A 26300-nucleotide genomic window follows, 5' to 3' on the forward strand; every position below is an offset into this window, starting at 1 on the left:
TCGTTCGTGCGTGGGCGGCGCTTGACGGGGGAGTGACCGACATGGCCGAGGGGCCCGTGGACAGTGCCGCCGGGGCCGGGCGGGCCCGCAGGTCCGTCCGCCTCGCCAGGGGCGGGTTCGCCATGGACAAGGAGGCCTGGATGGTGGTCTCCGGCGGGGTGCTGGGGGCCATGTTCGCGAGCATGGGCCTGGCCGTGCTGATCGGGCCGTCCCAGGGGTACGGCGGCGAGAGCCTCGACATCATGGGCATCGTCAGCATCCTCGGCCTGATGCCCTGCGGGGCCGGCCTGCTGTGGGCGCTGCTCCACCCCCGGCGCGGCTTCCCCGCGGTCGCCGTCGGGATCCTGTTCGGGCTTGCCGCGTTCGTCTCCTTCGCCGGGACCGGCCTCAACGACGCCTGGGAGGCGCCGCTGGACCGGCCGTCGTCGATCCGCGCCGTCGGCAGCTGGACCAGCGGGGACGTGGTGGTGCGGGTCCGGCCCGACCAGGTGGTGGCCTACCGCGGCACCACCGGGCAGGTCGCGTGGCGGTGGACGCCGCCGGGCGAGGACTCCGTCTGCGCCATGAGCCGCGGGACGGGCCACGGCCTCGGACTGCTCGGCCACTCCCCGCACGACCGGCCGTGCGCGGCGGTGACGGCGCTCAACCTCGCCGACGGCAAGGCCGCCTGGACCGCCGCGGCGGACGCGCCCGGCCGCGTCGGGGACACGGCGGCGCCCGATCTGCTCGCCGTCGCCGGGGACGAGGCCGTCCTCCAGGAGCGGACCGGCTGGCGCGCGGTGCACCTGGCCGACGGGCGCGCTTCCTGGCGCGGCGACGCGGACGCCGGCTGCTCGCCGTTGCAGGTGGCGGGCGGGGCGGCGGAGGTGGTGACGGTCGCGCAGTGCGGCGACGCCGCGCCGGTGCTGCGGTCGCTGGCCCCGGCGGACGGGCGGGAGCGGACCCGGGTCGCCCTGCCGGTCACGGGCGGGCTGAAGGACGTCGCGGTGGTCTCCACCGAGCCCCTCGCGGTCTGGGTCGACGCGCAGGGCGAGCGCGGGACGCACGCCGTGCTCAGCTTCGACGGGGCGGGGCGGCAGCGGGCGTCGATCCCGGTCGCGGGGGACGAGTACGACCTCGACGTCATGCTGGGCGGCGCCCACGCGTACGACGCGTTCGCCGCCCGCCCGCTGTTCGGCGGGGTGGTCGTCGGCGACCAGCTGATCGTCCCCGGCGAGAAGCCGGACGACGTCCGGATCAGCGGGGGGAAGAACCCCAGCCGCATCGCCACCGGGCGCCTGGTCGCCTACTCGCTCGCCGACGGCGGTAAGCGCTGGACGTCCGGGCTGGACGACCAGGTGACGGGGCTGCTGGTGGACGGCGCGTCGGTGTGGGCGCTGACCCGGGACAAGCTGACCCGGGTCGACGCCGCGACCGGGCGGAAGAGCAGTGAACTGGACGTCAACGACTCCAAGTCCGTCCACCCGGTGGACCTGTCGGTCTCCGGGCCCGGCCGGTTCACGGTGGTGGCGGAGGACGGCACGCGGGACGAGCCGCCGGCTCGGGGCATGGGCTGAGCCGGCTCGGGGCATGGGCTGAGCCTGCGGGGCGCTTGATCGCCCGTTGTTCGTCACGCTCGGTCACGGCCACGGCCCGGGGGTGCCGCCCCGAGCGGCTGTGTCAGGCTGGTGGGGGAGCACCGCCGAGATCGGGAGGCTCGTGATGGCCGAGATCAGGGTGAACGGGGTGTCGCTGCACTACGAGGCCCGTGGCGAGGGGCCCGGCGTCGTCCTGGTGCACGGCTCGTGGAGCGACGCCGACAGCTGGGCGCGCGTGATGCCGGGCCTGGCCGAGTCGACCACCGTCGTCGCCTACGACCGGCGGGGCCACAGCCGCAGTGAGGACCCGCTCACCCAGGGTTCGGTCCACGAGGACGCGGCCGACCTGGCCGGGCTGATCGACGGGCTCGGACTCGCGCCGGCGTTCGTCTGCGGGAACTCGTACGGTTCGCTGATCACGCTGCGGCTCGCCGCCGCCCGGCCCGACCTGCTGCGGGGGATCGCCGTGCACGAGCCGCCCGGCGCCGGCATCCTGCTCGCCGACCCCGAGCTGAGGCCGGTCGCCACCGCGCTCGCCGACCGGATCACCGCCGTCCGGGAGCTGCTGGAGCAGGCCGAGTCGGCCGCGGCGGCGGAGCTGTTCGTGGAGACGGTCACCTTCGGGCCGGGGGCCTGGGCACAGCTGCCCGCGCCGGTGCGGCACACGTACGTGCGCAACGCGCCGACCTACCTGGACGAGCTGCGGGACCCGGACGCCCTGGACCTCGACCTGAACGCGTTGGCCCGCTTCACGGAACCGGCTCTACTCACGCAGAGTGACAACAGTCCGCCGATGTACGGCGAGGTGCTGGACATCATCGACCTCACCCTGTCGAAGGTGGAACGACACCTGTACCGGGGTGCCGGTCACGCACCGCACCTGTCGCAGCCGGAGGAATGGGTGCGGGTGGTGCTGCCGCGCGCCCTGGCGTGAGCCCCCACTCCGGGAGCGCGCCCGGCCCGTTGCGCGCTGGGGCGTAACGGGCCGACCGCACGCGTCAGTTGGGCGAGGCGCCCCAGCCGTCGTCCGGGAGGGTGCGGTCCGGCTCGGGGCAGTCGGTGTGGTCGTAGCCCCACAGCAGGGCCTTGTTCAGCACCCAGTCGTCTGGCGGCGGCGCGTCATCATGGCCCTCGGGGGCCGCGTGGCCGTCGCGGGCCTGGTGACCGTCGCGGTCGGTGAGGACGAACGCCACCCGGACCTCCTCGGCCACCGCCACCTCCAGGGTGCGCTGGTCGGGGACGTTCTCGTACGTCACGGTCTCCCAGCGGCAGCCGGCGGCGGTCAGCGCGGCGATCAGGGCCGACTCGGTGACGTGCGTGTCGAGCGTCAGCAACCCGCCACCGGCCAGCGGGAGTTCGAGTTCGCCGTGCCACACGGGCAGGGACAGCGACTGGAGCCGGCGGCAGTGGCAGAACACCGTCTGCACGTCGCCCCAGCTGAAGCCGTGCGGCCAGCGGGACTCGCGGTGGATCCGCCCGCCGTCCCAGGGATCGCCGTAGTGGGCGGCGAGTTCGGGCAGCGAGGCGTTGTAGCGCAGCCCGTCCGGACCGTCCAGGCCGCCGGTGGTCGCCAGCGCGGTGAGCCGCGCGAGGAAGTCCGTCACCCCAGGCACCCGCGCACCGCCTCGATCAGCCGGTTGGCGCGGGCGTCGCCGTGGCCGATCATCCGGTTGGCGACGTAGCCGAAGCCGACGCCGAACTCGTCGTCCCCGAAGGCGAACTGGCCGCCCGCGCCGTCGTTGCCGAAGCTGCGCGCGCCCAGCAGCGGGCGGAAGGCGGGGGAGTCGAGCAGCAGGCCGGAACCCCAGCGGGCGCCCATGTCGAAGCCCAGGAAGCCCGCGCCGGAGGAGACTTCGCGCACCGCGTCGGTGACGGTCTCGTGCGAGAGCAGGCGCGGGCCGCCGTCCAGGCCGGTGGCGGCGGCCGCGTACAGCCCCGCCAGCCCGGTGGCGGAGGCGACCGCGCCCGCGCCGGGCAGCTCGATCGCGTGCAGGGCCGGGTCGTTCCAGCCGTGCGGCACGTCCAGACCGGGGAAGACCAGGGCGCCGTTCATCGTCACGATCCGGGTCAGCAGGTGCTCCGGGCCGGGCATCGGACGGCGGCCCTCCGCCTCCACCAGCCGGGCCAGGCGCGGGAGTTCGCTCTCCGGCAGGCCGATCCGGACCGGCAGGCCGAGCGGTTCGGCGATCTCCTTGCGGAGGAACTCGCCCGGCGTGAGCCCGGTGATCCGGCGGATCACCTCGCCGACCGCGAAGCCCAGGACGTGGCCGTGGTACTCGTAGGCCGTGCCGGGCTCCCAGAGCGGCTCCTGGGCCTCGATCGCGCGGACGACGGGAGCCCAGCCGGCGATCTCCTCGAAGGAGAGCACCGCGTCCAGGGCCGGGATGCCCGCGCGGTGGCCGAGGACCATGCGGGTGGTGATGTCCTGCTTGCCGTGGCGGGCGAACTCGGGCCAGTAGCGGGCGATCGGCGCGTCGAGGTCGAGGCGGCCCTGCTGGGCGAGCAGGTGGGCGCTGATGCTCACCGCGCCCTTGGCGCAGGAGAAGACCGGGACGAGGGTGTCCTGCGTCCAGGCCCGGCCGGTGCGTTCGTCGGCCGTCCCGCCCCACAGCTCGACCACCTTGCGGCCGCCGGAGAACACCGTGACGGCGGCGCCGAGTTCGGGGAACTCGTCGAAGTTGCGGGCGAAGACGTCCGCCACGGCGCCGAACCGTTCGTCGGTCCAGCCCTGGTACTGCTGCATGGTGTTCCGCCCCGTTCCTTCGTTCACGTGGAGCCGCTGGCCCCAAGATCGTCGACCGGACCACGGTACGGCGTCGGGGCGGTCGGCACGACCGGTTTCCCACCCGGGCGGCGGTGGGGAGCCGGCGCCCGGGCGGTGGTCCGTCGCCCGCCGTCAGCTGCGGCCGGTGACGTAGAGGGGCTTCATGTCGACGACCGTCGCGGTGACGGTGTGCCCCAGGCCCTCGCGGGCGGCGTTGGTGAGCACGCCGGGGTCGGCCTCGGCGTGCTCGGCGAACAGGCCGCCGAGGCCCCGGGCGCGGGCGTACTCGGCCTTGGCGCGGACGGAGCGCGGGGTGTCGAGGGAGAGGAAGACGCCGGTGCTCGGGTTGTGGAGGTAGTCGGCGTCGGCGGAGATGTCCGTGTACAGCTCGAAGCCGTTGCGGCCCTCGCCCTGCTCCAGGTCGAGGTAGTTGCGCAGCACGTCGGCGTAGGTGCTCGTGCCGGGGGCGAAGGAGCCGACCGTCTGGCCCGACGCGGTGTCGTACGTGCCGCGCAGGGGCGAGCTGCGGGTGAGCCGGGCCCGCTTGGCGTTGCGGGTGGTGGTGGCGTAGCCGAGGTGGATGCGGTGCGGGGCCACGCCGGCGTGCTCGATCAGGTGGGTGACGGCGTTGTCGACGCAGTCCGTCTGGCTGCTGCTCGGGTCGCGGCGAAGCGAGGTGTGGTGCCCGAGCCCGGCGGACCAGGGGCTGCCGAAGAAGTCGAAGGACATCAGGTCCAGCCGGTCGGCGCCGGCCTCGACCAGGAGCGGGACGTTCATCGCGTCCAGTTGGGCGGCGGAGGCCGGCACCGCGACGGCGATCGTCGCGTTCCGGTCGGCGGCGGACAGCGCGGCCCTGGTCTCGCGGATGAGCTCGGCGAAGTTCCCGGCGTCCTCCGGGCCGTACCCGGCCTCCGGGGCGCCGGCCGAGCCGGGCCAGCGCCAGTCCAGGTGGAGGGTGGAGAACATCGGGAAGGCGCGGAAGATCCGTACCACGGACTGGGCGAACCGCCGCCGGGAGGCGGGCTCCTGGGCGATGGCGTGGAAGGCCTCGCTCAGGTCCCAGCCGCCGATGTGCAGTCCGACCGCGAGGTCCGGGTTGCGCTCCTTGAGGCGACGGGCGGCGCCCAGCAGGCCCTGGGCCTGCTGCTGGGTGAACAGGTCCTGGTAGTCGTTGGAGACCCAGCCGTCGAACCCGTAGCCGAGGTAGGCGGCCGCCGCGCTCCAGGCGTCGATGAAGGTCACGGCGCCGCGCTCGGAGGAGGCGATGCCGAAGTCCTGGGCGGCCTGGGTGGTGGCGGGCCCCAGGCTGCCCCGGCCGCCGACGAGGCCGACCAGGCCGAGGACGATCTCGTCGAAGGCGCCGTTCGCGGCCTCCAGCCGGGTCAGGTCCGCGCCCGGCCCGCCGGTGGGGCCTCCGCTGTCGTCGGTCAGGCGGCTGTCGTAGGCCCAGGTGGTGTCCAGGAAGCCGGACACGGTCTGCTCGCCGCTGCGCCGGTAGGTGTTGAAGGCGGGCTTGGCGACCCGGCAGGGGGTGAAGGAGAGCTTCGAGTCCTCCCGCGCCGGGTCGAAGCCGTTCATCTCGTACGTGCGCTCGGCCGCGTCCACCGCCTGGCCGTTGAGGCCGGGGTCGGACGGGTACACCAGCTCGCTCATGGCATGCGCTCCCTGTGGTGGGGATGACGGAATGCGCCCGGATCGACGCCGGGCGTGATCACGCTTGGGAGCGTAATGGCGGGAGCTGTGCGTGTGGGGCGGTTCGGACGAACTGGTTGACGGTCGATCAGATGAGCGGTAATGCCGACGCCGCTCACCGCAGGGCATGCGGTGAGCGGCGCAGGGTGGTGCGGGGCGGTGGGTGGTCAGGCGGTGAAGCGGGGGTCGCGGGCTTCGATGGCCTGGATGAAGGCGGCCCATTCGGCCTGGTCGAAGGCGAGGTGGGGGCGGCCGGGGTTCTTGTCGTCGCCGAGCCAGACGTCGCCGTTGGGGAAGCGGGCGATGATCACGCAGTTGCCATTGGAGTCGCCGGAGAAGGGGGACTTGGCCCAGTCGGCGTCGGCGGGGTTGTGGTTGTACGGGTCGCGCTTCTCGCTCACGTGATCTCTTCCAACTTGCGTTCAAGGGCGGCAATGGTGGCGGTCGGCGAAAGCGCGCACCGCTTCAGCCGAGCGAAGGCCCGCTCGGCCCGACGGACTTCACGTCCCGATTTACGCGGGAGCATACCGCCGACGGCTTCGACGAATGCGAAGCTCTCACCTGGCTCCCCAGGGAAGCGAAGAAGCGTAAGCCCCGACGCCAGAATCCCAGGTCGCCCAGCGCTGAGCGGAACCATGCGAAGGATGACGTTGGGGTACTGAGCCACCTTGAGAACGTGCCGGATCTGACCGGCAAGAACCTCTTCGTCGCCGCCGACGAGTAGGGCCACCTCGCCAAAGTAGGCGTCGAGATTGAGTAGTGGCGCTTTGGTGAGCCTGCGTTGGCGAAGAATGCGGATCTCGGCAGCAGCCTCGTTCTGGTCCTCGCTGAGACCGTCGAGACCGGCGGCGATCACCTCGCGTGCGTAATCCTCGGTCTGCAGCAGTCCAGGGAAGGCCGACAGGTAGTAGTCGAGCATCTGAGTGGCATCGGCCTCAAGACTGAGGTACTCGGCGAAAGCGGAGCTGATCGTGTCGGCAAACTCGTGATCCTGCCACCAGTGCCGTGAAGGGCCGTCAGTGGCCAACGCCTCGATCTCTGCCCTTTCCGGGCCGGTGATCCCGCAGTGGTCCATGAACGCGGCCAAGTCAGCTGCGGTCACCGGCAGCAGCGCCCTCTCGACCTTGCTGAGTCGAGCCGGGTTCCAGCCCTTCAGGCCGGCGGTCACGTCGGCGAGCGTCTTGTTGTTCTCTGTGCGCCATGCTCGTAGCTCGTCTCCGAGCCGGATCTGCCTGATCGCTGACGGGTCCTTGCTCAACGCGCCCCTCCCTTGGTCTGCGGCCCCAGTCTTGCTGGCCGTGCTACAGGGCTCAAGCCAAGTCCAAGATCAAATAATTTATTTTTCTCTTGGCATTGTTCGGGTTGCAAATTCGATTTTCGATGCCCCACACTCACTGTGACCGCACGAACACGCCACTGAAGGTGTGGGGTGACTCATGTCCACCTTGCGTAACCCGGTCCTCCGAACCTGGGAGACCACCCTCACCGAGCACGAGACCTCGGTCCGTACCGCCCGCCGCCTGGTCCGTGACCAGCTCACCTCCTGGGGCTGGGTCGGTGACCCGGTCGACGACCTCGTCCTCATCGCCTCCGAGTTCGTGACCAACGCCGTCGTCCACGCCTGTCACGGCGACGGCGAAGTCCGGCTCTACCTCCAGGAGTTCGACGGCGACTGCCGCCTCGAAGTCTGGGACCCCCGCAGCGACCTCCCGCTCCTGGAGCGGCGTCCGGGCCGTTTCAACGAGTGCGGCCGCGGGATCGAACTCGCCCGCCGGCTCGCCGTCGACTTCGGGGTGGTCGCGCGGTGCGGCACGGGCAAGCGCGTCTGGGCGCGCGTCCTCCGCACCGCGAACAGCAACGTTCCCTCGCCCGAAAGTTGAGCGTCATCAAGCTCGCCACCACGGCTGCGATCACCGCCGCCAGCCTCGCCCTCGCCTGCTTCGCCTCGGACCTCGTTCCGCCGCGCGAGCCGGCCACCGCCGACGTCGTCTGGTGGACCACCCTGGCCGCCGCCCTGATGACCGGCATCAACCGCCACAGCGACAACTCCGACGACGACAACGACTGAACCGAGGCCGCTCACCCCATGACGACCATGCACCCCGCCGCCATCGCCTTCCGCGACCAGGCGGCCCTCCGCGCCCGCTGCGACATCGGCAACGTCCACAGAGTCCACGGCGAGCCCGACTACGAGAACGGAGCCGTCGTCCCCGCCGGCGACTGGTCCCCGCTTCCCGAGGACCACCCCGAGCGCTACGCGCCGGGCTCCTTCACCAAGGACAGCGGCCTGGTCGAGTTCTTCCGCCTCCCCGGGACCGTCACCGACGTCCACACCGTCGCCGCGCTCGTCGGCCTCCTCGGCGATCCGCTGCACGTCGCCCTGGACGAGGCCGACGACCCGCCCGGCGAGTTGGTCACCCACCGGTTGCCCGAGAACGGCCTGTGCCTCGGCCTGCATGTCGACAACCACCAGAACCTGCCGTACCCGGACCGCGACACCGCCCGCCGCCGCCTCTGCGTCAACCTCGGCCCCGGCAGCCGCTACCTCCTGCTCGCGGACACCGACATCAAGTCCATCTGCCGTACCGTCCGCGACCGTTACGAGACCCACTGCCCCCACACCGACGACCTGCGGATGTTCGTCGCCCTGCGCAAACCGCTCAAGCTGCTGCGGGTCCGCATCGACCCGGGGGAGGGCTGGCTCGCCCCGACCGCCGTGCTGCCGTACGACGAGTCCATGGAAGGTGTGGAAGGTCAGGGCCGGTGGTCCACCACCGCGTCCTGGCTCGGCCACTGGGGGCGCGACCTCTTCGACCCGCTGATCTGATCGCGCGCCGATCACTCTCCGCACACACCCCGATCGGTGGGGCGGGCGCGGGCCGCACCGTTGCGCACTTTGGAGCGCGGCAAATCCGAGGGGCGCGCAAGAGGTGCCACACGCCTTTGTTCGCGCCCCTTTACGGTCGAGATCCCTCGCGTGCCCGGCCTCGACGATCCGGGGCTGCCAGCGACTATCTGACCGCGCGTTCGGGCAGGCTCGGGCGGACACCGATCGAAGGAGGCCGTGATGGCCGCAGTGCACGAATCCGTACTCGACGCGATCGGCGGGACGCCCCTGTTCCGCCTCGCCCGGCTCGGCGCCGGGCTGCCCGCGCCGATCTACGCCAAGGCCGAGTTCCTCAACATCGGAGGCAGCGTCAAGGACCGCGCCGCGCTGTCCATGGTGCTGGCCGCCGAGCGGGACGGCCTGCTGCGGCCGGGCGGGACGATCGTCGAGGCGACCTCCGGCAACACCGGCATCGGGCTGGCCATCGTCGGGCGGCAGCGCGGCTACCGGGTGATCGCCGGGGTGTCCGACAAGTCGGCGCCCGAGAAGTCCGACATCCTGCGGGCGTACGGCGCCGAGGTGGTGCTCGCCCCGACGGCCGTGCCCGCCGAGGACCCGGCGCACCTGTTCAACGTCGTGCAGCGGCTGGTGGAGGAGATCCCCGGCGCCTGGCTCGCCAACCAGTACGACAACCTGGCCAATCCTGACGCCCATGTGCGCACCACCGGTCCCGAGATCTGGGAGCAGACCGGCGGCCGGGTGACCCACTTCGTCGCGGGCGTCGGCACCGGCGGGACCGTCACCGGCACCGGCGGGTACCTCCAGCAGGTGTCCGGCGGCTCCGTGACCGTGGTCGGCGCGGACCCGGAGTCCTCGATGTACGGGGGCGGGGACGGCAGCCCGTGGTTCGTCGAGAGCATCGGACACTTCCTCCACCCCGGCACCGTCGAGGACCGCTGGCCGCAGGCCTACCGGTCGGAGGTGGTGGACGCCTTCGAACGCATCCCGGACCGCGAGTCGTTGCTGACGGCCCGTCGGCTCGCCCGCGAGGAGGGCATCCTGGCCGGTCCTTCCTCGGGCACGGCGGTGGCGGCGGCGCTGCGGGTCGCGCGGCGGCTCGGGCCGGACGACCTGGTGGTGGTGCTGCTGCCGGACTCCGGGCGCTCGTACCTGTCCAAGGTGCACAGCGACGACTGGATGCGGCAGTGGGGCTTCCTGGAGGCGGAATCGGGGTCGGAGGCGGCGAACAGCCTTCGGTCGCTGCTCGCCGGGGCCGGCCCGCTGGTCGCGGTCGACGCCGGCGCGACGGTCGGCGAGGCACTGGAGACGCTGCGCGCCGTGCCCGACGGGGTGGCGCCGGTGGTGCTGGCGCGGGCGGCGAGGCCGTACGGGGTGAGCGCGACGGAGGTGGTCGGCTCGGTGTCGCGGGCGGTGCTGGCGGCTGCGCTAGCGGACGGCGGCGCCAAGCCGGGCGATCCGTTGGGCGGTCCGTCGGGTGAATCGCCGGGTGGTCCGTTGGGCGCACTGCTCGGGCCGGCGCTGCCGGCGGTGGGCGTCGGGCAGTCGCCGGCCGAGGCGCGGGCGGCGCTGGGGGGCGCGCACGAGGCCGTGTTGGTGCTGGTCGACGGGCGGGCGGTGGCGGTGCTGTCGCGGGCGCGGCTTGGGGGCGGGGTCTGAGGGCGGGGCCGTTCGGCGGGCTCAGCGGGCTCAGCGGGGCGTCGGCGGGGCCAGGATGGCCGTGATCACCCGGTCCAGCGAGCGGTCGAAGGCGGCGTCCGGATCGGAGGGTGGTCCGGACGCCGCGAACGCCTGGGCCAGGTGCGGGTATTCGCCGCTCATGGCGGCCCGGGTGAGGTAGCCGACCAGCTCTGCCTGCCACTTGGCGCCTGAGGCCGCCGTCTGCTCGTACTGGGCGTACTGGCAGACGAAGCCGTTGAACAGGGCCATGGCCTCCATCCGGGCGCCGCCGTCCAGGCCGGTGGAGGCGGTGACGGCGAGGAAGTGGTCGGTGTAGCGCAGGGCGTTGGGGCCGATGCCCGGGCGGGCGAGCACCAGGGCCGGCAGCCAGGGGTGGCGGCGGAAGATGGCGAGTTGCTGGCGGGCGAGCGCCGCCAGGTCGGCGCGGACGTCGCCGCTCGGCGCGGCCGGCAGCTCGTACTCGGCGGTGACGGCGTCGAGCATGAGGTCGAGCAGGTGCTCCTTCTTCGGCACGTAGTTGTAGAGCGACATGGTGCCCGCCCCGAGGGCGGCCGCGACCCGGCGCATGGAGGCGGCGTCCAGGCCCTCCGCGTCGGCGATCTCGACGGCCGCGGCGGCGATGGACGTCCGGCTGTGGGCCGGTTTCGGTCCGCGGCCGGTGCGTTCGGGGCGCAGCCAGATCAGTTCGGGCGCCTCGGGGGCGGCCGGGCGCTCGCTGGTGCTGGGGGGTTCGTTGGACGGCACTGGGTGATCACCTCGCCCCCATCTTAGATACGTACGACGTACGTAGTAGCATCTGACCCACGCTTCTACGTGCGCTGTACCTAGAGAAGGGGCAGAGCCATGTCCGACACCGCCCGACCCGCCATCGAGATGGCAGGCGTGGAGAAACGATTCGGGACCACCGAGGCCCTCCGCGGCCTCGACCTCGCCGTTCCCGCCGGCACCGTCTGCGGGCTGCTCGGCCCCAACGGCGCCGGCAAGACCACCGCCGTCCGCGTCCTCGCCACCCTCGTCGCCCCCGACCGGGGCACCGTCCGCGTCGCCGGCCACGACGTCGTCAGCGCCGCCGAGGACGTCCGCCGGGCCATCGGCCTCGCCGGGCAGTACGCCGCCGTCGACGAGGGCATCACCGGGCGCGACAACCTCCACCTGTTCGGCCGGCTGCACCGCCTCGGCGCCCGCCGCGCCCGTGCCCGCGCCGACGAACTGCTCGAACGCTTCGACCTCACCGAGGCCGGCGACCGGCTCGTCCGCACCTACTCCGGCGGCATGCGCCGACGCCTCGACCTCATCGCCAGCCTGGTCACCAGCCCCCCGGTGCTCTTCCTCGACGAGCCGACCACCGGGCTCGACCCGCGCAGCCGTCAGGAAATCTGGGACACCGTCAAGGAGTTGGCCGACGGGGGCACCACCGTGCTGCTCACCACCCAGTACCTGGAGGAGGCCGACCGGCTCGCCGACGACATCGTCGTCGTCGATCACGGCGCCGCCATCGCCACCGGCCCACCGGCCCGGCTCAAGGCCGCGATCGGCAGTCAGCTGTCCGTCACCCTCGCCGACCCGGCCCAACTCGCTGCCGCCGCCGTGGTGCTGTCCACCCTCTCGGGCGGCGACGCGCACGTGGACGCGGCCGAACGGACCGTGACGGTGCTGACCCAGCCCGGCGTGTCCGTCCTGCTGCCCTCGCTGGTACGGGAGTTGGACACCGTCGGGATCACCGCCGAGGACGCCGCCGTACGGGCCCCCTCGCTGGACGACGTGTTCCTCGCGCTCACCCGCGAATCCGCCGAAACCCTGAGGAGGGCCGCCTGATGGCCGCCGTGTACGCCCCTGCGCCGATGCCGTCCCGCCCCGCCCGGCTGGCCGTCGACACCTGGACGTCGATGCTCCGCATCCTCCTCAACTACCGCCACTCGCCCGGCCTGTTGGCCGCCTCGCTGGGCGTCCCCGTGATCATGGTGGTGGTCTTCGGGTACGTCTTCGGCAGCGCCATGCGGATCCCGGGCGGCGGCGACTACCGCGAGTTCCTGATGCCCGGCCTGTTTGCCATGGTCGCCACCAACGGCGTCATGGTGACCATGGTCGGCGCCGCCCGCGACGTCGGCCGCGGCATCACCGACCGGCTGCGCTCCATGCCCGTCTCCCGCACCGGACTGCTGCTCGGGCAGACCCTCGCCGACCTGCTGGTCAGCGTCGTCGTCCTGACCCTCCTCGCGCTCGTCGGCCTCGCCGCCGGCTGGCGCGTGCGCGAGGGCGCCGGGGACGCGGCGGGCGCGTTCGCCCTGCTGCTGCTCTTCCGCTTCGTGATGACCTGGGTCGGCACCTGCCTCGGCCTGGCCATCGGCAAGGAGGACGCCGCCGGCCAACTCTCCGTCGCGGTCTTCCCGATCGCGATGGTCACCAACGCCTACGTCCCCACCGGCGGCATGCCCGGGTGGCTGCGGGTCGTCGCCGACTGGAACCCGGTCAGCGCCGTCGTCCAGGCCTGCCGCGAACTCTTCGGCAACCCCTCGGCGGCCGGCGACGCCTGGCCCATGCAGCACGCCGTCCTCGCCTCGGTGCTCTGGAGCGGTCTGCTGCTCGCGCTCTGCATGCCGCTCGCCGTACGGAAGTTCGCGACGCACGGGCGCTGATCGGGGCGGTCGGTCGTTAATCCGTCCGTCCGTCCGTAAGTCCGTCCGCTCACCCGTTTCGTCTGACGGAATGTGCTGGACACCGCTGCCGGTACGGTCGAAGGTGGGCGCCATGGAGTACACCCACCTCGGCCGCACCGGCCTGACCGTCTCCCGACTCTGCCTGGGCACCATGAACTTCGGCCCCCACACCGAGGAGTCCGAGGCCCACCGCATCATGGACACCGCCCACGAGCGGGGCATCAACTTCTTCGACACCGCCAACGCCTACGGCCGCGACAGCGAGGGCAACCTCAGGGGCCGGACCGAGGAGATCATCGGCCGCTGGTTCGCCCAGGGCGGCGGCCGCCGCGAACGCACCGTCCTCGCCACCAAGGTGTACGGGCCGATGGGTGACTGGCCCAACGAGGGCAAGCTCTCCGCCCTCGCCATCCGCCGCGCCGTCGAGGCCAGCCTGCGGCGCCTGAACACCGACCACATCGACCTCTACCAGATGCACCACATCGACCGGGACACGCCCTGGGAGGAGATCTGGCAGGCGATGGAGGTCCTGGTCGCCCAGGGCAAGATCATCTACGTCGGCTCCAGCAACTTCGCCGGCTGGCACCTCGCCCAGGCCCAGGAGGCCGCCCGCTCCCGGCACTTCCTCGGCCTGGTGAGCGAACAGTCGCTCTACAACCTCCTCGACCGCACCATCGAACTGGAGGTCATCCCCGCCCTCCAGCACTACGGCCTCGGCCTGCTGCCCTGGTCCCCGCTGCGCAGCGGCCTCCTCGGCGGCATCCTCCGCAAGGAACGCGAAGGCACCCGCGTCCGCGGCGCCCTGCCCCAGGCCGACGCACTCCTCGCCACCCACCGCGACCGCCTCCAGGCCTACGAGGACCTCGCCGCCGACCTCGGCACCGAGCCCGCCGACCTCGCCCTCGCCTGGCTCCTCACCCGCCCCGCCGTCACCGCCCCCATCATCGGCCCCCGCACCCCCGCCCACCTCGACGCCGCCGTCGCCGCCCTCGACCTGAAGCTCGACCAGAAGACCCTCGACCGCCTCGACGAACTCTTCCCCGGCCACCAGCCGGCCCCGGAGGACTACGCCTGGTAGCCGCGCACGGGCGCTGTCCTGCCCCGGCGGTACGGCCGGGGCAGGACAGCGGGGCAGGACATCGGCGAGGTCAACCGGCGCCGTTCGAGGAGGCGTCGGGCCAGTCGGTCAGGCCCAGCTGCGGCCATCTCGTCGCCGGTACCCTCCGGTTAGTCGATGGCCCGGGGCACGGCAGTGTGTGGACCGAACCCGAGTCGAGGACGCAGTACGACGACCAGCTCGCTGCCCGCGCCTCACCTGGGTCGACCAGCGTCACGGCCCAGAGCAGCACGCTGTCGTCCCCGGGCAGGCGGTCGACGGCGGATCCTGCGAGGAGGATGGCATTGGGCCCTCCGCCGGCGAACCCGGGATCGGTCAGTAGGAGGCCACCTGTGGACGGGTCGGTGAAGTCCAGATGGTGGCCGGTCCAGTGACCCCTGAGCGCCTCCGTGAGCCGGCGGCTTGGGACGGGCTGGGAGACCGGGTCGGCGAAGCGCCCGTACGCCGGCGGCCCGGCTTGGCTCCCCGGGTGATTGACGACGGTCGGCAGCGGGGCAGACCAGTCGACGCGCGGCACGCCGAACTTGGGTCGGGTGTAGTACTCCGCCAGGAAGCTGTGGCCCGGCCAGCTCTCCAGGGGTCGTAGCCGCCTCGGCACGCCGTCGCCCTGCGTCAACGCCCCGCTGAGTGCGCTCCGTGGCACCAGGTGTGACTCGACCCGCAGCACGGGAGGGATCCGGGGGATCCGGTGCGCGGGCGAGGCATGCCGCCAGGAGTCGGTGAGGCGGATGATGTGTGGCGGTAGATGCAGACGTGGCAGATCCTCCTTCGGCTGGTCCTCCTCGCTGCGCAGGTGGTGGAGGCCGTTGAGCAGCAGCCATGGTGCGCCGGTGGGATCGGAACGGATGAGCACCTCTGTCAGAGCTGCCGGAGGTCCGACCGTCGAGGCCCGCGCCTCGGCGGCCGAGAATGGCGGTGTCCACCAGTTCTCTGATCGTGCAAGGGTGTTGAGACGGGTTCTCCACCTTGCGCCAAGAGTCGGATCGACGGCGCGCCGACAGTATCGGGCCTCCTCCTGTTCTTCCGGATCCGGCGGGGACGCCGTCTGCAGGACACGGGTGGTTTGTTCGGCGAACCACTCCTGTTGAGCACGCTGGAGGGCCTTGGCCACGGCGGGGCTGGAGGTGTCGAACTCCCCGGCGTCGGTTCTGTGGAGAAGTCGGCTGGGCAGTCCGAGGGTGAGGAACCACGCCCGAGAGGCCAGCCAGGACTGACGGGGCCTCGGGCTTTCTTCCTCGAACGGACACCAGGAGAGCGTCGAGGCCGCCCGCGCGATGATTCGGCTGCCGAAGGGGAGGACCGCTACACGCGGGCGGCGCAGAGGGACCGCGGGGAAGGTGCTGTCTGCGATGGCGTCCGGGCGGAGCACCCCCCGGACGGAGAGGACCGCGTCGTGGATGCGCAGGTGCGGCCGAGCGATCGCACGCGTGATCGCAGCTGTGATCGGATCCGTGATCCGGTGGTCCGAGCCCGTGGGCGAGCTGCGGGCGAGGGCCCCGTATGCGGCGAGCCAAGTCGCCTCCGCCACGAGTTCGTCCCGGTGGTGGCCCGATCGGGTGAGCTGTCGGCCGATCAGTTCCGGCCGGTTCACCCAGAGGTCCGCCGCCGTGCGAATGCAGGCGTCGCGGAAGCTGTGGTGGCCGACGCCGGAGAGCCAGAGCAGCAGCGAGGTGACCTCTTCGACCACTGCGTCGCCCCGAGGGCCGATGGATTCGGCCCAGTGGACGAGCCTGCGGAGAAGGGCGATTCCGTTCGGATCGGCGAGGAGGTCGACGATGGGCCCCGCGAATCGGCGCTCAAACCGGCTACGGCGCCAGGCGGTCAGCTGATCCTGCAGGAACTCCACGCCCAGCGGGTGCTTGTGGCAGGTCGCGTTCACCAGGATGGAGTACAGCGCATTCGGGGCGGACCCGGGGTCGCGAAGCTGCCGGATCAGGAAGGCCCGGGATGAGCGGCCGGCCCGCTTCGGGTCCCGGCCCTCCAGTGACTCCAGAACCGCGCCGGCGACGAGGGACCGATGTCGACGGGGCACCAGGTCCGACAGCTCGGCGCCCTCGACGACATGCGGTGTCGCACCTGCCAGCGCCTCCAGCATCCTTTGGTGGTCGGCACGTTGGCCGGACTCCGGATCGCCGTCGCGCGCCCGGTGCGCCGTGTGAACGATCCGGGCGACGGCCCTGGAGGGACGTCGGCCACGAAGCAGGTTCACGGCTCGGACGTGTTCGGCGAACCGCTGGATCGCGAAGCGGACGTGCCGGGTGTTCGGATCCAGGGCCAGTACGCCCGCGTTCTCCAGCCAGCGCAGGAGCACGGCCGGATCGCTCAATCCGGGAGTGTCTGCCAGCACCTGGCAGGCTGCGCGGTATTCGAGGGTGCCCTCCTCTCCGACCCGCTCGGACAGGACCTCGCAGGCGAGGGTGACCAGGGGCGCCGGGGTCGGCGACGGACCGGCGCGGAGCGCGTGCGCCGCGTCCAGGTGTGCGGCGTAGTCGCCGTCGAGGATGAGCAGCCAGGACTGGAAGAGGTCGCCGACGGTCGGTGTGACGATCGGCCCAGGGGCCGGCTGAGGGGAGCGGTGCAGGCACCAGGCCAGCACGGCGAGCATCAGCGGTCGGCGCAGTTCGGAGACGTCCGGCGGGAGCAGCAGTTCCGGGAGCCCGTACATGTCCTGGTACACCCGCCAGGCCTGGCCTGGGCGGGAGATCCCGGGATTCCAGAGGAAGCCATGAACCCGGGTGACGGCCGCCTCCGAGGTGCCCACGGGGCCGGCCGGCCGGGTGTCCATCCGGACGGTGCCGACCAGAGTCACCAGTGGGTAGCGCCGCACCAGTTCGGCCAGGGAGGCGAACGCCGTCCGGACGTCCCCGTGCAGGCAGCGGACCTCGTTCAACGCGTCGATTGCGAGCACGGCGCGACGGCCGGTCAGCAGGGCCTGTTGTTGGAGGGCCGCGAGCAGGTCGCGCAGGCCGTGGGCCCGGGTGCCGGGTGAGACCCGATGGGGGAGTTGGGCCTCGAAAGCCTCGTCCGGACCGAACTCGTGTCCACAGACGAAGGCCGTGGGCGCGCCGTCCGTGATGCGTTCCTGGACCCAGCCGCCCAGCCCGTAGGACTTGCCGGTTCCCCAACCGCCGCCGACGAGGAGGGCGCCGGTCTGTCGGGCCGCGAGGGCGGGGTCGTCGCATACGGTCCGGAGCCGGTGCCCGCAGGTCTGGAGGTCGTCGAGCGCGGCGAGCAGACGGCCCACGGAAGCGCGTTGCACGTACGGGAGCGAGTCGAACGGTTTGGCGGCGCACACGGCGGCCAGCAGCTCGTCGTACATGGCGGTGATGCTCTCGGTCGCCCGGCCGCAGAGTCGGAGCACCTGGTCGATCTGTCGGCGAACGGACTGCGGGTCGGTTCGGCCCTCCGTGTTGAGCAGGTTCGCGGTCGCGTCCAGCTGTTCGGCGCAGAGGACGCGGTCGCTGTCGGAACGGGTCCATCTCTGGCCGGCCTGCGCTGCCGGACCGGCGGACGGTGCGGGCAGGTCGTCGAGCGCCGGGCGCCAGCCATCCCATACCCGAAGGACGGATGCGGTCTCGGCAAGCCGGTTCGCGAGTGCCGAAGGGTCGTCGAGCTCGGCCAGGGCGTCGGACAGGAAGGTGGCGAGCGGCGGAGGCTGGATGTCGACCCGTCCCCGATGGCGGCGAACGGTGCGGGCGGCGGCCGCGGCGTGCCGGTGAAGGTCGGACAGCCGCAGGTAGGCGGGGTCGAAGTACGCCGGAATGGCCTCCTCGGCGAGCGATACGAGGGCGCGCTCGATATCGCTTCTGGTGTAGGCGAGGAACCGCATGGGCGAACCGGGGCGCGCACGGTCGACCTGCGCCGCCCACCGCTCGGCCGCCGCCCGCCACTGCTTCGTGCCAGGTGCGGCGCCTCCCCCGGCGGTGAGGTCCTGCGGGAGGAAGACCAGGAGGTCGGTGAGGTCAGGGTGGTGGGTGAGGGCCGATTTGATGGACTCGTCCACGGCACCGAGCGCGGAGCTCAGTTTTCCGTGGTACTTCGCCTGGATCCCGACCATCCGACCGTCCGCGAGCCGCGCGCAGGCCTCCAGTCCGCCGTCCGGGGGCCGGAGAGCCAGCAGCGTCCCGGCGATGGCGGGGGCGAAGTCGCGTTCGAGGATCGCGGGGAAGAGATGGACGCAGAGCTTCTCGAACACCTGGGCCGGTGCGGCCCCGAGGTCGCTACGGAGCCGGGTGAGATCTACTCCGAGAGGCAATTCGCAGTCCTTTCCGCGGAGCTTGGCCTGTGGAGGGGGACGGCGCGGGGAACCGACGGCCCCCGCGCCTCAGGTCACGCCAGAGAACGGGCGATGCGGTCCCAGGTCTCGACCTGGGCCATGGCATCGGTGACGAGGTCGAGCGCGGCGGCGATGTCTCGGCCCGGCCCGTGGAGAGTGGGAGCGGTGGTGGTGAGCCAGTCCAGGGTGATGCGGAGGAGCCGGAGGGTTTCGAGAGCCTCGCGGGCGAACCGGGACATGTCGGTGAGCTGGCGTGCGACGTCACGGTTCTGGATGTTGTCGCGGGTCTGTGGATGGTGGTCGAGTCTGCTGAGCGCGGTGTGTACGGCGGCATCGATGTCGGGAATCAGCGCGGCGAACTCCGCAGCGCAGGACCTGAGTTCCACGGCGGGGCGGGCGATCGCGGTGCTGAGGCGTTCGGCTGCCGTGCCGTCCGGTGCGGTAGCCAGGTCCGGCACGAGCTCCTCGGCGAGCGCGGCGATGTCGTTCACCAGCCCGGTGACCGCCTTGAGGCCCTCGGTCAGTGGGGGCATGGTCGTCTGGAACGTGGCGAAGAGGTTGGTCGGGGTGGTGACGGCGGTCGGCGTCGGCTCCTGCCGGGGACGGAGGCCGAGCAGGATCCGCACGGGGAGGAACGGCGTGAAGCCGTCCCGGAGGGCTCGGACCAGTGCGCCCTGGAGATCCCGGCGGGCGTGTGCGAGACCGGTCTCGGATCGCTCGAACACGACCCTGCCAGTGCGTGGAAGGCCGGGCGGTTGCCGATTGCGTTCACCGATCTGGAGGGTGGGCCGCCCGGTGGTGTGGCGCAGGCCGAGCTCGTACATGACGGACGGCCTGCCGTCGGTCACGTCGGCGATGACGATGTCGGCCCCGAGTACCTGCCGGTAGCGCAGCTCGTCCGGCTGGGCAGGGTCCGAGCGGAGTGGCCGGAGACCGAGGGCGGCACAGGCGGGGCGGACGATCCGCTGGTAGACCTCCAGGCCGGCGTCGTACGCGTTGCGGTCCCCGGCGGGACCGATCACGACACAGGTCAGGTGGCCCTGGGAAGGCTCCGGGACACTGGGCTTGGGTACCGTGGCCGCAGCGATCATGCGAGGTCCTTCCAGCTGAGCCCCGGGAGCGGTGGCGCAATTGTCAGGTGGGACAAGTCATCCTCATAGATGGGGAGTTCATCGATGCCGAGGGCGCTGAGCAGTCCGACGGTGGGCACCCGGTAGCGGTGCCCGGCGCGGACCACCGGGCAGGGGAAGACTCCGCGGTGAACGAGGTTGTAAGCGGTGCCCAGACAGATGCCGAACGCGCGCGCGGCGGTCCGCAGGTCGACGGCCAGCGGGAGCCCGAACAGCTCGGGGAAGGTGAGTGCCCCCTGGGCGTGGGTGGTCATCGGTCGGCCCCCGCCGGGCGGAGGGGGAGCGTCCCGAGCCGCGGGCCCCGGCGGCGCCGATGGGCGTGCTGGACGACCTCGCGCAGGCCGAGATGGTCGGCGAGTTCGCCGAGCCGCGCGCCCTCGATCGCCGAGCGGGAGGAGAGGCGCAGCGGTGCGGTCAGGCCGTCCGGGCGGTCCGGCGAGGTGATCGCGAGATCCCACAGGTCCTCGGTCGACTCCGAGGTGCGGGCGTCGGCCACCGCGACGATGTCCTCGACCGGCCGTCCGCCCGAGGCCGAGCGGCGGGCGAAGTCCCATCCCCGGCGGCCCGCAGCCTTGAGCAGCTGCGGGCCGACGTCGGGGTCGTCCGGGGAGACCTCGGCCAGCCGTTCGATCAGGGCGAGCATGACCTCGGATTCGACATCGCGCCGGTCCGCGCCCAGCCGGGCGGAGGCCTGGCGGGCGACCCGCTGAAGCCGAGGCAGGGCGAGCCAGACCACGGCCTCGACCCACCCGGCTACCTCCGTCGAACCGATGGCCATGGCCAGCGAGTCGTGCTGAGCGAGTGCGACGGCACGACGCCAGATCTCGCGGCGCAGCGACTCGTCAACCGGCTGCTCGTACAGGGCTGCGCGCGCCTGCGGCAGCTCGAGGAGGCGGGTTGCTCCGCCGACCTCGACCTGGAGAGCGTTCGGCCGCAAATGGGCGGCGCTGGTCACCCGCTGGTGGATGACGTCGAGCACACTGTTGTACGTGATCAGAGCCATGGGGCGGTTCCTCCAGTCGAACGGTGCGGGTCGATGTAGGGCTTGAGCGCCGAGTGAAAGCGGTTGATCGCTCGGGAAAGCCTTCCGACTTCCCTGGGCGGCTGGTGTGGGGCGCTGTCGGGGGCGATGAGGAGGTTGCCTGAGGGGGTGGGGATGTACAGCCACGCCCGACGGGCGAACTCCTTGTCGGGGACGGTCGCCAGGATGCGGCGGAACCGGTCGGGGTGCAGGCCGGTGTGCCGGGACACGACCGCGTCCTCGTACACCCGGTCGGAGACGATCGCCACCAGGTGCGTCGTCTCCTCGCTGGCCTTGGCCAGGACGGCCTTGACCTCCTGGGAGTCGAGCAGTCGGTGCAGTTCGTTCCTCGCGGGCCCGTTCCCCTCGCCGGGTACGCCTTCGGGCGCCACGTGGCCGGAGTGGACGCTGACCCGCATCCGCAGTCGGACGTGGCCCGAATCGGCGTTGTGCTTGGCGAGTTTCTCGTCGAGGCGGTCGAGGAAGGGGTGGACGACGAATCCCAGCAGTGTGGGATCGAAGCCGAACGTGACCCCGTCGCCGGAGTTGACGGGGAACCGCTTTGTGGTCCGGAGGTCGTCGAGGCCGGCTGCGGTGAGGGCGGCGTCCAGGATCTCCTCAAGGTAGGCACTGACCGGCGCGTGGACGGCGCCGGGCAAACTGGTGAAGCCCTTCAGGTCGACGCAGAGCAGGCCGGAGAGCGGCGGCAGGGGCCGACTGACGATGCCGGGGAGTGACGGGGGTTCGGGCATGGCGGTCTCCAGGAACGCAAGGTTCGGCGGTCGCCGGGCTGACGACGAAGAGTCTGCGGTCGGCCGGCGAGGATTAGGGGGCCCGCGACCCCTTAGCGGTGTGTCCTGCGCCACACCTGGTTCGTGGCCGGCGAAGGGGCGCGGCAGGGTAGCAGCCGGTGCCGGGCGGATCGCGCCTCATGCGCCAACTCGTCCTACCCGGGCCTTGGTTGGCGATCGCTCCCCTAATCTCCCGCCATGAACTTGTGCAACAACTCCTCGTCGGGGCTGCTCATGGGCCCGAACCGGACCTTTCAGGCGCTCGTGGGCCCGGCCGCGTGGAACGGCGTCCTCAAGGGCACCGAGCGGAGGAAGCTTCCGGCGGGCCGGAAGCTGGTGGGGCAGGGCGACGTGGGCGCCTTCGTGATCGTCGTGATCAGAGGTGTGGTGAGGGTCGACCAGATCGGGGGTCGTGCCGGTGCGGGTAAGCGGCTGCTTGCCTTCCGGCGTGGCGGCGACCTCATCGGGGATCTCGCGGTGCTCGGTTTCGGCGTGCGGACGGCCACGGTGACGGCGTACACCGACTGTGAGGTGGCGATCGTGCCCGGGGAGACGTTTCGGAGCCCCGGTTTCCAGCGCGACTACGGCTTGGCGATCTCGTCGTACATCGCCGGCCGACACTGGGAGGCCCAGATGCTGGCGCAGCCCGGCGACAACCGGGCCCGGGTCGCATGGGTCCTTGTGCCGCTGCTCGACCACGAGGAGGGGATTACGCGGAGTGTGGCGAATGACGTCCAACTTCCGGTTGTCCAAAGGGATCTCGCAAGTTGCCTGGGCATCGGCGCCAAGCAGGTACGGCAGGTCGTGTCGGTGACGCCGTTCGGCGGGACGCTGGCCGGTCGGCGGGGGCGGCTCGTGGTCGAGGACCCCGAGGGTCTGCGCGCCGCCGCCGCGCGGCTCGGCGGACTGTCGTGAGCGGCTGACGGCCGTTGTCACGTCGCGGCGATCAGGGCGGCGCCGGTCTCGAACACGTGGTGCCAGGCCTGGTCCAGGAGGTAGGCGCCGTTCATGCCGTGGTCGGCGAGCCGCACGAAGTCTCCCCGCCGGGTGAAGTCGGCCGCCCGACGGAGGGGTTCGCGGCGGTCGGCGAGGTAGTGGGTGGCGGCGGACAGCGCGAGGGCGGCGAGGAGGCGGCGGGGTTTGGGGCGGAGGCCGAGGGCGCGGGTGCCGAGGAGGAGGGCGGCGGCCTGGGTGGCGGTGTAGGCGGCGACGTGTGCGGTGCAGGCGCGGCGGCCGGCCGGGGTGGGCCGGCCCTTGGTGCCGGCCTGGTGGTCGGTCTGGATCCAGTGGTCGGCGAGGGTGGCGGAGGCGCGGAGGAGGGCGTAGGCGGCGGCGAAGACGGCGGCGCGGGAGGCGGGTTGGGGGGTGGAGGCCGGCGTGGGCATAGGCATGGGCGTAGGTGCGGGCGTGGGCATGGGGCTCCGATCGGTGGGGTGACGGTTTCCTGGTGGGGCGGCCTGCTGTGGTAGCAAGGCAGGCATGACGGAACGGCCTGGCGGGCGCAGCTCGTACCACCACGGATCGCTGCCGGAGGCGCTGGTCGCCGCGGCGTTCGAGCTGCTGGACGAGTACGGGCAGGAGAAGGTGAGCATGCGGGAGGTGGCGCGGCGGGCCGGGGTGTCGGCGGGGGCGCCGTTTCGCCACTTCGCGGACCGGCAGGCGTTGTTGACGGCGCTGGCGGACCGGGTGCTGGCGGACTTCGCGCGGTGCCAGGAGGCCGAGGTGGCGGCGGTGGATCCGGCCGGGGGGTCGGCCGGGGGGTCGGTGATGCGGGCGGTCGGGCTCGGGTTCGTCCGGTACGCGCTGCACCATCCGCACCGGTTCGATCTGGTGCGTTCGCGGGTGTTCGTGGCCTCGCGGGAGCCGGAGCTGCGGGATCAACTGGACGGCATGGACAGGGCGTTCACCGGTCTGATCGTGGCGGACCAGGAGGCGGGCCGGTTGCGCCCGGGGGATCCGGGGCTGATGGGGCTGGCCGGGCAGGCGCTGGTGTTCGGGCTGGCGCAGATGATCGTGGATGGCTACCTGCCGGAGGAGGAGGCGGAGGAGCTGGCCGGGAAGGTGCTCGACACCTTCGGCCAGGGAATCGCCAACCTTCCTTCGCAGTAACCGATTTGTGCGTGCAGTGAGCCTTGACCGGGTTTCCCGGCCCTGATGTAATCACCGATTACATGGGGTGCGGGAGGCTGAGATGTCCATGGGAACGACGTTCGTCCGATCGATGTTCGCCAAGCCGACGCCGGGCTACACCACCGCGGGCGCCACCGGCGACACCGTGGTGCTGCTGATCGGCATGCGGATCAACCGCTTCTGGGCCGTCCACCACTGGGGCCCGGTGATGTTCGCGATGTTCCGGATGCTGTACGAACTGGGGCGCAGCCCCGAACGCGGCCTGCGCGGACGGATCCTGCTCACCGCCTCGCCGCGCACGTACTACGTCGTCCAGTACTGGGAGTCGAAGGAGAAGCTGTACGGCTACGCGAGCGCGCCGGACGGCTTCCACCACAGCGTCTGGGGCATCGTCAACCGCAAACTGCGGGAGGGGAAGGCCCGTCGGCACGTCGGGCTGTGGCACGAGACGTACGTGGTGCCGGAGGGCGGGTACGAGTCGATCTACTTCGACATGCCGCCGTTCGGTCTCGCGGGCGCCACCGGCTCCCTGCCGCTCGAGGCGCGCGGGCGCCGCGCGTCGCAGCGGCTGGCCTACCGGTCGGGGGAGGGTCCGCAGGACGGCTCGAAGGAGGGCCGGCAGGAGGGCTCGAAGGAGGGCTTGAAGGAGGTCTCGGGGGAGCGGGTGCCCGAGTAGGGGTGCTCACCGGGCGCTCAGGGAGTGTCGCGGGTCGGCCCGGGCGCTGCGGCGTGAGAGCGTCGGGGGATGGCGGAGGAGCAGGGCGGGATGCCGGCGGGCGCGCCGAGAGGTGTACGGGCGGGCGCGCCGACCGGCGCATCGACCGGGGCACCGGCGGGCGCACAGGCGGGCGCACAGGCGGGCGGCGCACCCACGGGCGGGCCGGTGGTGCACGAGGTGCCGTACCACGCGCAGTGGGAGTCGGCCGAACTGGTGCGGGTGATCATCGACGGGCAGGTCGACGCGGCCGAGGACCCTCGGTGGGGGCAGTCCGGTGCGGCCACCCCGGAGGAGTACGCGTGGTGGTCGTGGCGGCTGTGCGGGGTGGCCTGCCTGCGGATGGCGCTCGACCACTGGTGGGGCCTGGCGCCGCCGGCGCTCACGCTGGCCGGGGAGTGCGTGGCGGCGGGGGCCTACGTCCGGGACGGCGAGAGCCTGCGCGGACTGATCCACACGCCGTTCGCCGACTACGTCCGGAGGCGCTGGGGACTGGCCGCGCAGGCACGGGAGTTGGCGCCCGCGGAGCTGGCGGCCGAGGTGGCCGGCGGGCGGCTGGTGATGGTGTCGGTGCATCCCGCGATCCGGGAGCCGGCCGGTCCGGCACCGGTGCGGCGGGGCGGACACCTGGTGCTGGTGGTGGGCGCCACGGACACGGCGGTGGTGATCCACAACCCGTCCGGATTCCCGGGGGAGTCGCAGTCCTTCGCGCACGTGCCGTGGCGGTCGTTCGAGCGCTTCTACGCCGGGCGGGGGATCGTCCTCGGCCCGCCGGGCGCGGGTGGCGCGGGTGGCGCCCGATCGGTTCCCGACCAGCAACCGGTCGGGAGCTGACCGGCGGCTGGTCGGGACCTGATCAGCCCCTGATCAGGAGCTGATCGGGGGCTGATCAGGGGCTGATCAGGGGTTGTCCGGCAGGCCGGCCGGGTTGACCGGGAGCTGGCTGCGACAGAGCGCCGATATCGGCTTCAACGCGGCGGCCAGGCGGTCGAGTTCGGCGCGCGGGTAGTCCTCCCAGACCCGCGCGGCGGCCAGGTCGGTGGCGGCCTCCAGGGACTGGTGCCGGATCCGGCCGAGTTCGGTCACCGAGCCCGCCGTGGTCAGCCAGCCCCGCTCGACCAGGCGCGCCGCGGCCGCGTCCCACTCCTCGTCCGTCCAGCCGCGCATCGGCTGGAGCATCTCGCGCCGGACGTCCATCGCGCACCGGACCACCAGCGCCTCGCACCCGTCCAGGCCGGCCGCCACCAGGGCCGCCACGTGGCCGTCCCCGCGGTGCTCGCGCATCACCGTGGCGGCCTGCCACAGCCGTTCGTACAGGCCGGAGGGGCGGGGCAGCGCGGCGTTGGCGGCGGCCAGCACCCGGCCGACGCAGTCGAGCCGGCCAGCGGCCCGCTCCAGGGCCTCCACCACCAGTTCGACCTGCGCCGGGTCCACGTGCTCCAGCAGCCGGGCCAGCGCCCCCGCCGAGCCCTTCAGCCGGGCGGCCAGCGCCTCCTCCGGGCTCGCGTGCGTCCACACCTCCGGCAGCGCGCGCTCGACCATCGCCGGGGAGAAGCTGAAGAACGCGGCGATCACCGGCGGCGCGTCCACCGCACCCAGCGGCGCCGACCGGCTGGCGAAGTAGCCGCGCCAGCCGCCGTGCAGTCCGGCCGCCTCGTAGGCCTCGCGGCTCTCGGGCAGGAAGTAGGTGACGGAGTGCACCGGTTCGAAGAGCCACCACAGGGCACGGGCGGGGTGGACGAGATCGGCCATCGAAGGACCTTCCTCGGAGAGGGGCGGGGCGAACCCGGCCGGACGGGGCGGCTCGGCGGGCGCCGACGGATCGGGCGCGCGCGGGCCGCTTCAGTGCTGATGACCACGGCGGCGGCCACGGTAATCCCGGACCGGGTGTGATGACGGTCACGG

The 26300-nt window shown here is 72.4% G+C and carries 26 protein-coding genes; 13 read left to right on the forward strand and 13 right to left on the reverse strand.

Features of this window, described 5'->3' with window-relative positions:
- Positions 1 to 41: 41 nt before the first annotated feature.
- Positions 42 to 1556, forward strand: a complete 1515-nt coding sequence (locus AB0P03_RS01180) for a PQQ-binding-like beta-propeller repeat protein (protein WP_363583170.1) — start codon at positions 42 to 44, stop codon at positions 1554 to 1556.
- Positions 1557 to 1701: 145 nt separating this feature from the next.
- A complete protein-coding gene (locus tag AB0P03_RS01185; protein ID WP_363583172.1) occupies positions 1702 to 2511 on the forward strand; it encodes an alpha/beta hydrolase in 810 nt (269 codons plus the stop codon).
- A 64-nt stretch (positions 2512 to 2575) separates the two neighbouring features.
- Here AB0P03_RS01185 and AB0P03_RS01190 read toward each other — a convergent pair whose 3' ends face one another.
- From AB0P03_RS01190 to AB0P03_RS01210, 5 genes are all read right to left on the reverse strand, one after another.
- Positions 2576 to 3181: a hypothetical protein gene (locus AB0P03_RS01190; RefSeq protein WP_363627491.1), complete on the reverse strand. Its 606-nt coding sequence runs from the start codon at positions 3179 to 3181 to the stop codon at positions 2576 to 2578.
- Positions 3178 to 4320, reverse strand: a complete 1143-nt coding sequence (locus AB0P03_RS01195) for a serine hydrolase domain-containing protein (protein WP_363618321.1) — start codon at positions 4318 to 4320, stop codon at positions 3178 to 3180. Before AB0P03_RS01195 ends, AB0P03_RS01190 begins: the two co-directional genes overlap by 4 nt.
- A 153-nt stretch (positions 4321 to 4473) precedes the next feature.
- Positions 4474 to 5994, reverse strand: a complete 1521-nt coding sequence (locus tag AB0P03_RS01200) for a glycosyl hydrolase family 18 protein (RefSeq protein WP_363627492.1) — start codon at positions 5992 to 5994, stop codon at positions 4474 to 4476.
- Positions 5995 to 6200: 206 nt separating this feature from the next.
- Positions 6201 to 6434: a DUF397 domain-containing protein gene (locus AB0P03_RS01205; RefSeq protein ID WP_363627493.1), complete on the reverse strand. Its 234-nt coding sequence runs from the start codon at positions 6432 to 6434 to the stop codon at positions 6201 to 6203.
- Entirely contained in the window at positions 6431 to 7291 is an 861-nt protein-coding gene (locus AB0P03_RS01210; protein ID WP_363583182.1) for a helix-turn-helix transcriptional regulator, read from the reverse strand. Before AB0P03_RS01210 ends, AB0P03_RS01205 begins: the two co-directional genes overlap by 4 nt.
- Before the next feature lie 178 nt (positions 7292 to 7469).
- On the opposite strand from AB0P03_RS01210, the gene AB0P03_RS01215 reads away from it, so the two are divergent.
- From AB0P03_RS01215 to AB0P03_RS01230, 4 genes are all read left to right on the forward strand, one after another.
- Positions 7470 to 7913 (forward strand): ATP-binding protein, encoded by a 444-nt coding sequence (locus AB0P03_RS01215; protein WP_363618340.1) that lies wholly within the window; start codon positions 7470 to 7472, stop codon positions 7911 to 7913.
- On the forward strand, positions 7910 to 8101 hold the full coding sequence (locus AB0P03_RS01220) for a hypothetical protein (protein WP_350887235.1): 192 nt from the start codon (positions 7910 to 7912) through the stop codon (positions 8099 to 8101). The genes AB0P03_RS01215 and AB0P03_RS01220 overlap by 4 nt, the downstream gene beginning before the upstream one ends.
- 18 nt (positions 8102 to 8119) lie before the next feature.
- Positions 8120 to 8860, forward strand: a complete 741-nt coding sequence (locus AB0P03_RS01225) for a hypothetical protein (protein ID WP_363627494.1) — start codon at positions 8120 to 8122, stop codon at positions 8858 to 8860.
- Between the two features lie 240 nt (positions 8861 to 9100).
- The gene (locus tag AB0P03_RS01230; RefSeq protein ID WP_363627495.1) at positions 9101 to 10537 is read left to right on the forward strand and encodes a pyridoxal-phosphate dependent enzyme; all 1437 of its coding nucleotides are present in this window, start codon (positions 9101 to 9103) and stop codon (positions 10535 to 10537) included.
- A 30-nt stretch (positions 10538 to 10567) separates the two neighbouring features.
- Here the strand turns inward: AB0P03_RS01230 and AB0P03_RS01235 are convergent, their stop codons facing one another.
- Positions 10568 to 11302: a TetR/AcrR family transcriptional regulator C-terminal domain-containing protein gene (locus AB0P03_RS01235; RefSeq protein WP_363583190.1), complete on the reverse strand. Its 735-nt coding sequence runs from the start codon at positions 11300 to 11302 to the stop codon at positions 10568 to 10570.
- Between the two features lie 99 nt (positions 11303 to 11401).
- Here AB0P03_RS01235 and AB0P03_RS01240 point away from each other — a divergent pair, with 99 nt between their 5' ends.
- The 3 genes from AB0P03_RS01240 (at position 11402) to AB0P03_RS01250 (ending at position 14293) form a co-directional block, all read left to right on the forward strand.
- Positions 11402 to 12373 carry an ATP-binding cassette domain-containing protein gene (locus tag AB0P03_RS01240; protein WP_363627496.1) on the forward strand — a complete coding sequence of 324 codons (972 nt, stop codon included), beginning with the start codon at positions 11402 to 11404 and terminating at the stop codon, positions 12371 to 12373.
- Positions 12373 to 13194, forward strand: coding sequence for an ABC transporter permease (locus tag AB0P03_RS01245; protein ID WP_363583194.1), 822 nt, complete (start codon positions 12373 to 12375; stop codon positions 13192 to 13194). The genes AB0P03_RS01240 and AB0P03_RS01245 overlap by 1 nt, the downstream gene beginning before the upstream one ends.
- Before the next feature lie 112 nt (positions 13195 to 13306).
- Entirely contained in the window at positions 13307 to 14293 is a 987-nt protein-coding gene (locus AB0P03_RS01250) for an aldo/keto reductase (RefSeq protein WP_363583196.1), read from the forward strand.
- Between the two features lie 70 nt (positions 14294 to 14363).
- On the opposite strand, the gene AB0P03_RS01255 is transcribed toward AB0P03_RS01250, so the two are convergent.
- From AB0P03_RS01255 to AB0P03_RS01275, 5 genes are all read right to left on the reverse strand, one after another.
- On the reverse strand, positions 14364 to 18587 hold the full coding sequence (locus AB0P03_RS01255; RefSeq protein ID WP_363627497.1) for a hypothetical protein: 4224 nt from the start codon (positions 18585 to 18587) through the stop codon (positions 14364 to 14366).
- 74 nt (positions 18588 to 18661) lie between these two features.
- On the reverse strand, positions 18662 to 19699 hold the full coding sequence (locus tag AB0P03_RS01260) for a hypothetical protein (RefSeq protein WP_363627498.1): 1038 nt from the start codon (positions 19697 to 19699) through the stop codon (positions 18662 to 18664).
- Positions 19696 to 19992, reverse strand: a complete 297-nt coding sequence (locus AB0P03_RS01265) for a DNA-binding protein (protein WP_363583201.1) — start codon at positions 19990 to 19992, stop codon at positions 19696 to 19698. The genes AB0P03_RS01260 and AB0P03_RS01265 overlap by 4 nt, the downstream gene beginning before the upstream one ends.
- Positions 19989 to 20741 carry a hypothetical protein gene (locus AB0P03_RS01270; RefSeq protein ID WP_363627499.1) on the reverse strand — a complete coding sequence of 251 codons (753 nt, stop codon included), beginning with the start codon at positions 20739 to 20741 and terminating at the stop codon, positions 19989 to 19991. Before AB0P03_RS01270 ends, AB0P03_RS01265 begins: the two co-directional genes overlap by 4 nt.
- A complete protein-coding gene (locus AB0P03_RS01275) occupies positions 20732 to 21511 on the reverse strand; it encodes a hypothetical protein (protein WP_363583205.1) in 780 nt (259 codons plus the stop codon). The genes AB0P03_RS01270 and AB0P03_RS01275 overlap by 10 nt, the downstream gene beginning before the upstream one ends.
- A 237-nt stretch (positions 21512 to 21748) precedes the next feature.
- Between AB0P03_RS01275 and AB0P03_RS01280 the strand changes: the two genes are divergently transcribed.
- Positions 21749 to 22465 carry a cyclic nucleotide-binding domain-containing protein gene (locus tag AB0P03_RS01280; RefSeq protein ID WP_363583207.1) on the forward strand — a complete coding sequence of 239 codons (717 nt, stop codon included), beginning with the start codon at positions 21749 to 21751 and terminating at the stop codon, positions 22463 to 22465.
- 17 nt (positions 22466 to 22482) lie between these two features.
- Here the strand turns inward: AB0P03_RS01280 and AB0P03_RS01285 are convergent, their stop codons facing one another.
- Positions 22483 to 22941: a hypothetical protein gene (locus tag AB0P03_RS01285; RefSeq protein ID WP_363627500.1), complete on the reverse strand. Its 459-nt coding sequence runs from the start codon at positions 22939 to 22941 to the stop codon at positions 22483 to 22485.
- Positions 22942 to 23029: 88 nt separating this feature from the next.
- Between AB0P03_RS01285 and AB0P03_RS01290 the strand changes: the two genes are divergently transcribed.
- The 3 genes from AB0P03_RS01290 to AB0P03_RS01300 all read left to right on the forward strand — a co-directional run bounded on the left by AB0P03_RS01290 (position 23030) and on the right by AB0P03_RS01300 (position 25229).
- On the forward strand, positions 23030 to 23659 hold the full coding sequence (locus tag AB0P03_RS01290; protein WP_363583211.1) for a TetR/AcrR family transcriptional regulator: 630 nt from the start codon (positions 23030 to 23032) through the stop codon (positions 23657 to 23659).
- A gap of 112 nt (positions 23660 to 23771) precedes the next feature.
- On the forward strand, positions 23772 to 24356 hold the full coding sequence (locus AB0P03_RS01295) for a DUF4188 domain-containing protein (RefSeq protein WP_363627543.1): 585 nt from the start codon (positions 23772 to 23774) through the stop codon (positions 24354 to 24356).
- 69 nt (positions 24357 to 24425) lie between these two features.
- Positions 24426 to 25229 (forward strand): C39 family peptidase, encoded by an 804-nt coding sequence (locus AB0P03_RS01300; protein WP_363627501.1) that lies wholly within the window; start codon positions 24426 to 24428, stop codon positions 25227 to 25229.
- Positions 25230 to 25295: 66 nt separating this feature from the next.
- Here the strand turns inward: AB0P03_RS01300 and AB0P03_RS01305 are convergent, their stop codons facing one another.
- Positions 25296 to 26147, reverse strand: coding sequence for a hypothetical protein (locus AB0P03_RS01305; RefSeq protein ID WP_363583215.1), 852 nt, complete (start codon positions 26145 to 26147; stop codon positions 25296 to 25298).
- Between the last annotated feature and the right edge of the window lie 153 nt (positions 26148 to 26300).

Origin of the sequence: Kitasatospora sp. NPDC088779 (assembly GCF_040685395.1) — a bacterium.
Classification (GTDB): Bacteria; Actinomycetota; Actinomycetes; order Streptomycetales; family Streptomycetaceae; genus Kitasatospora.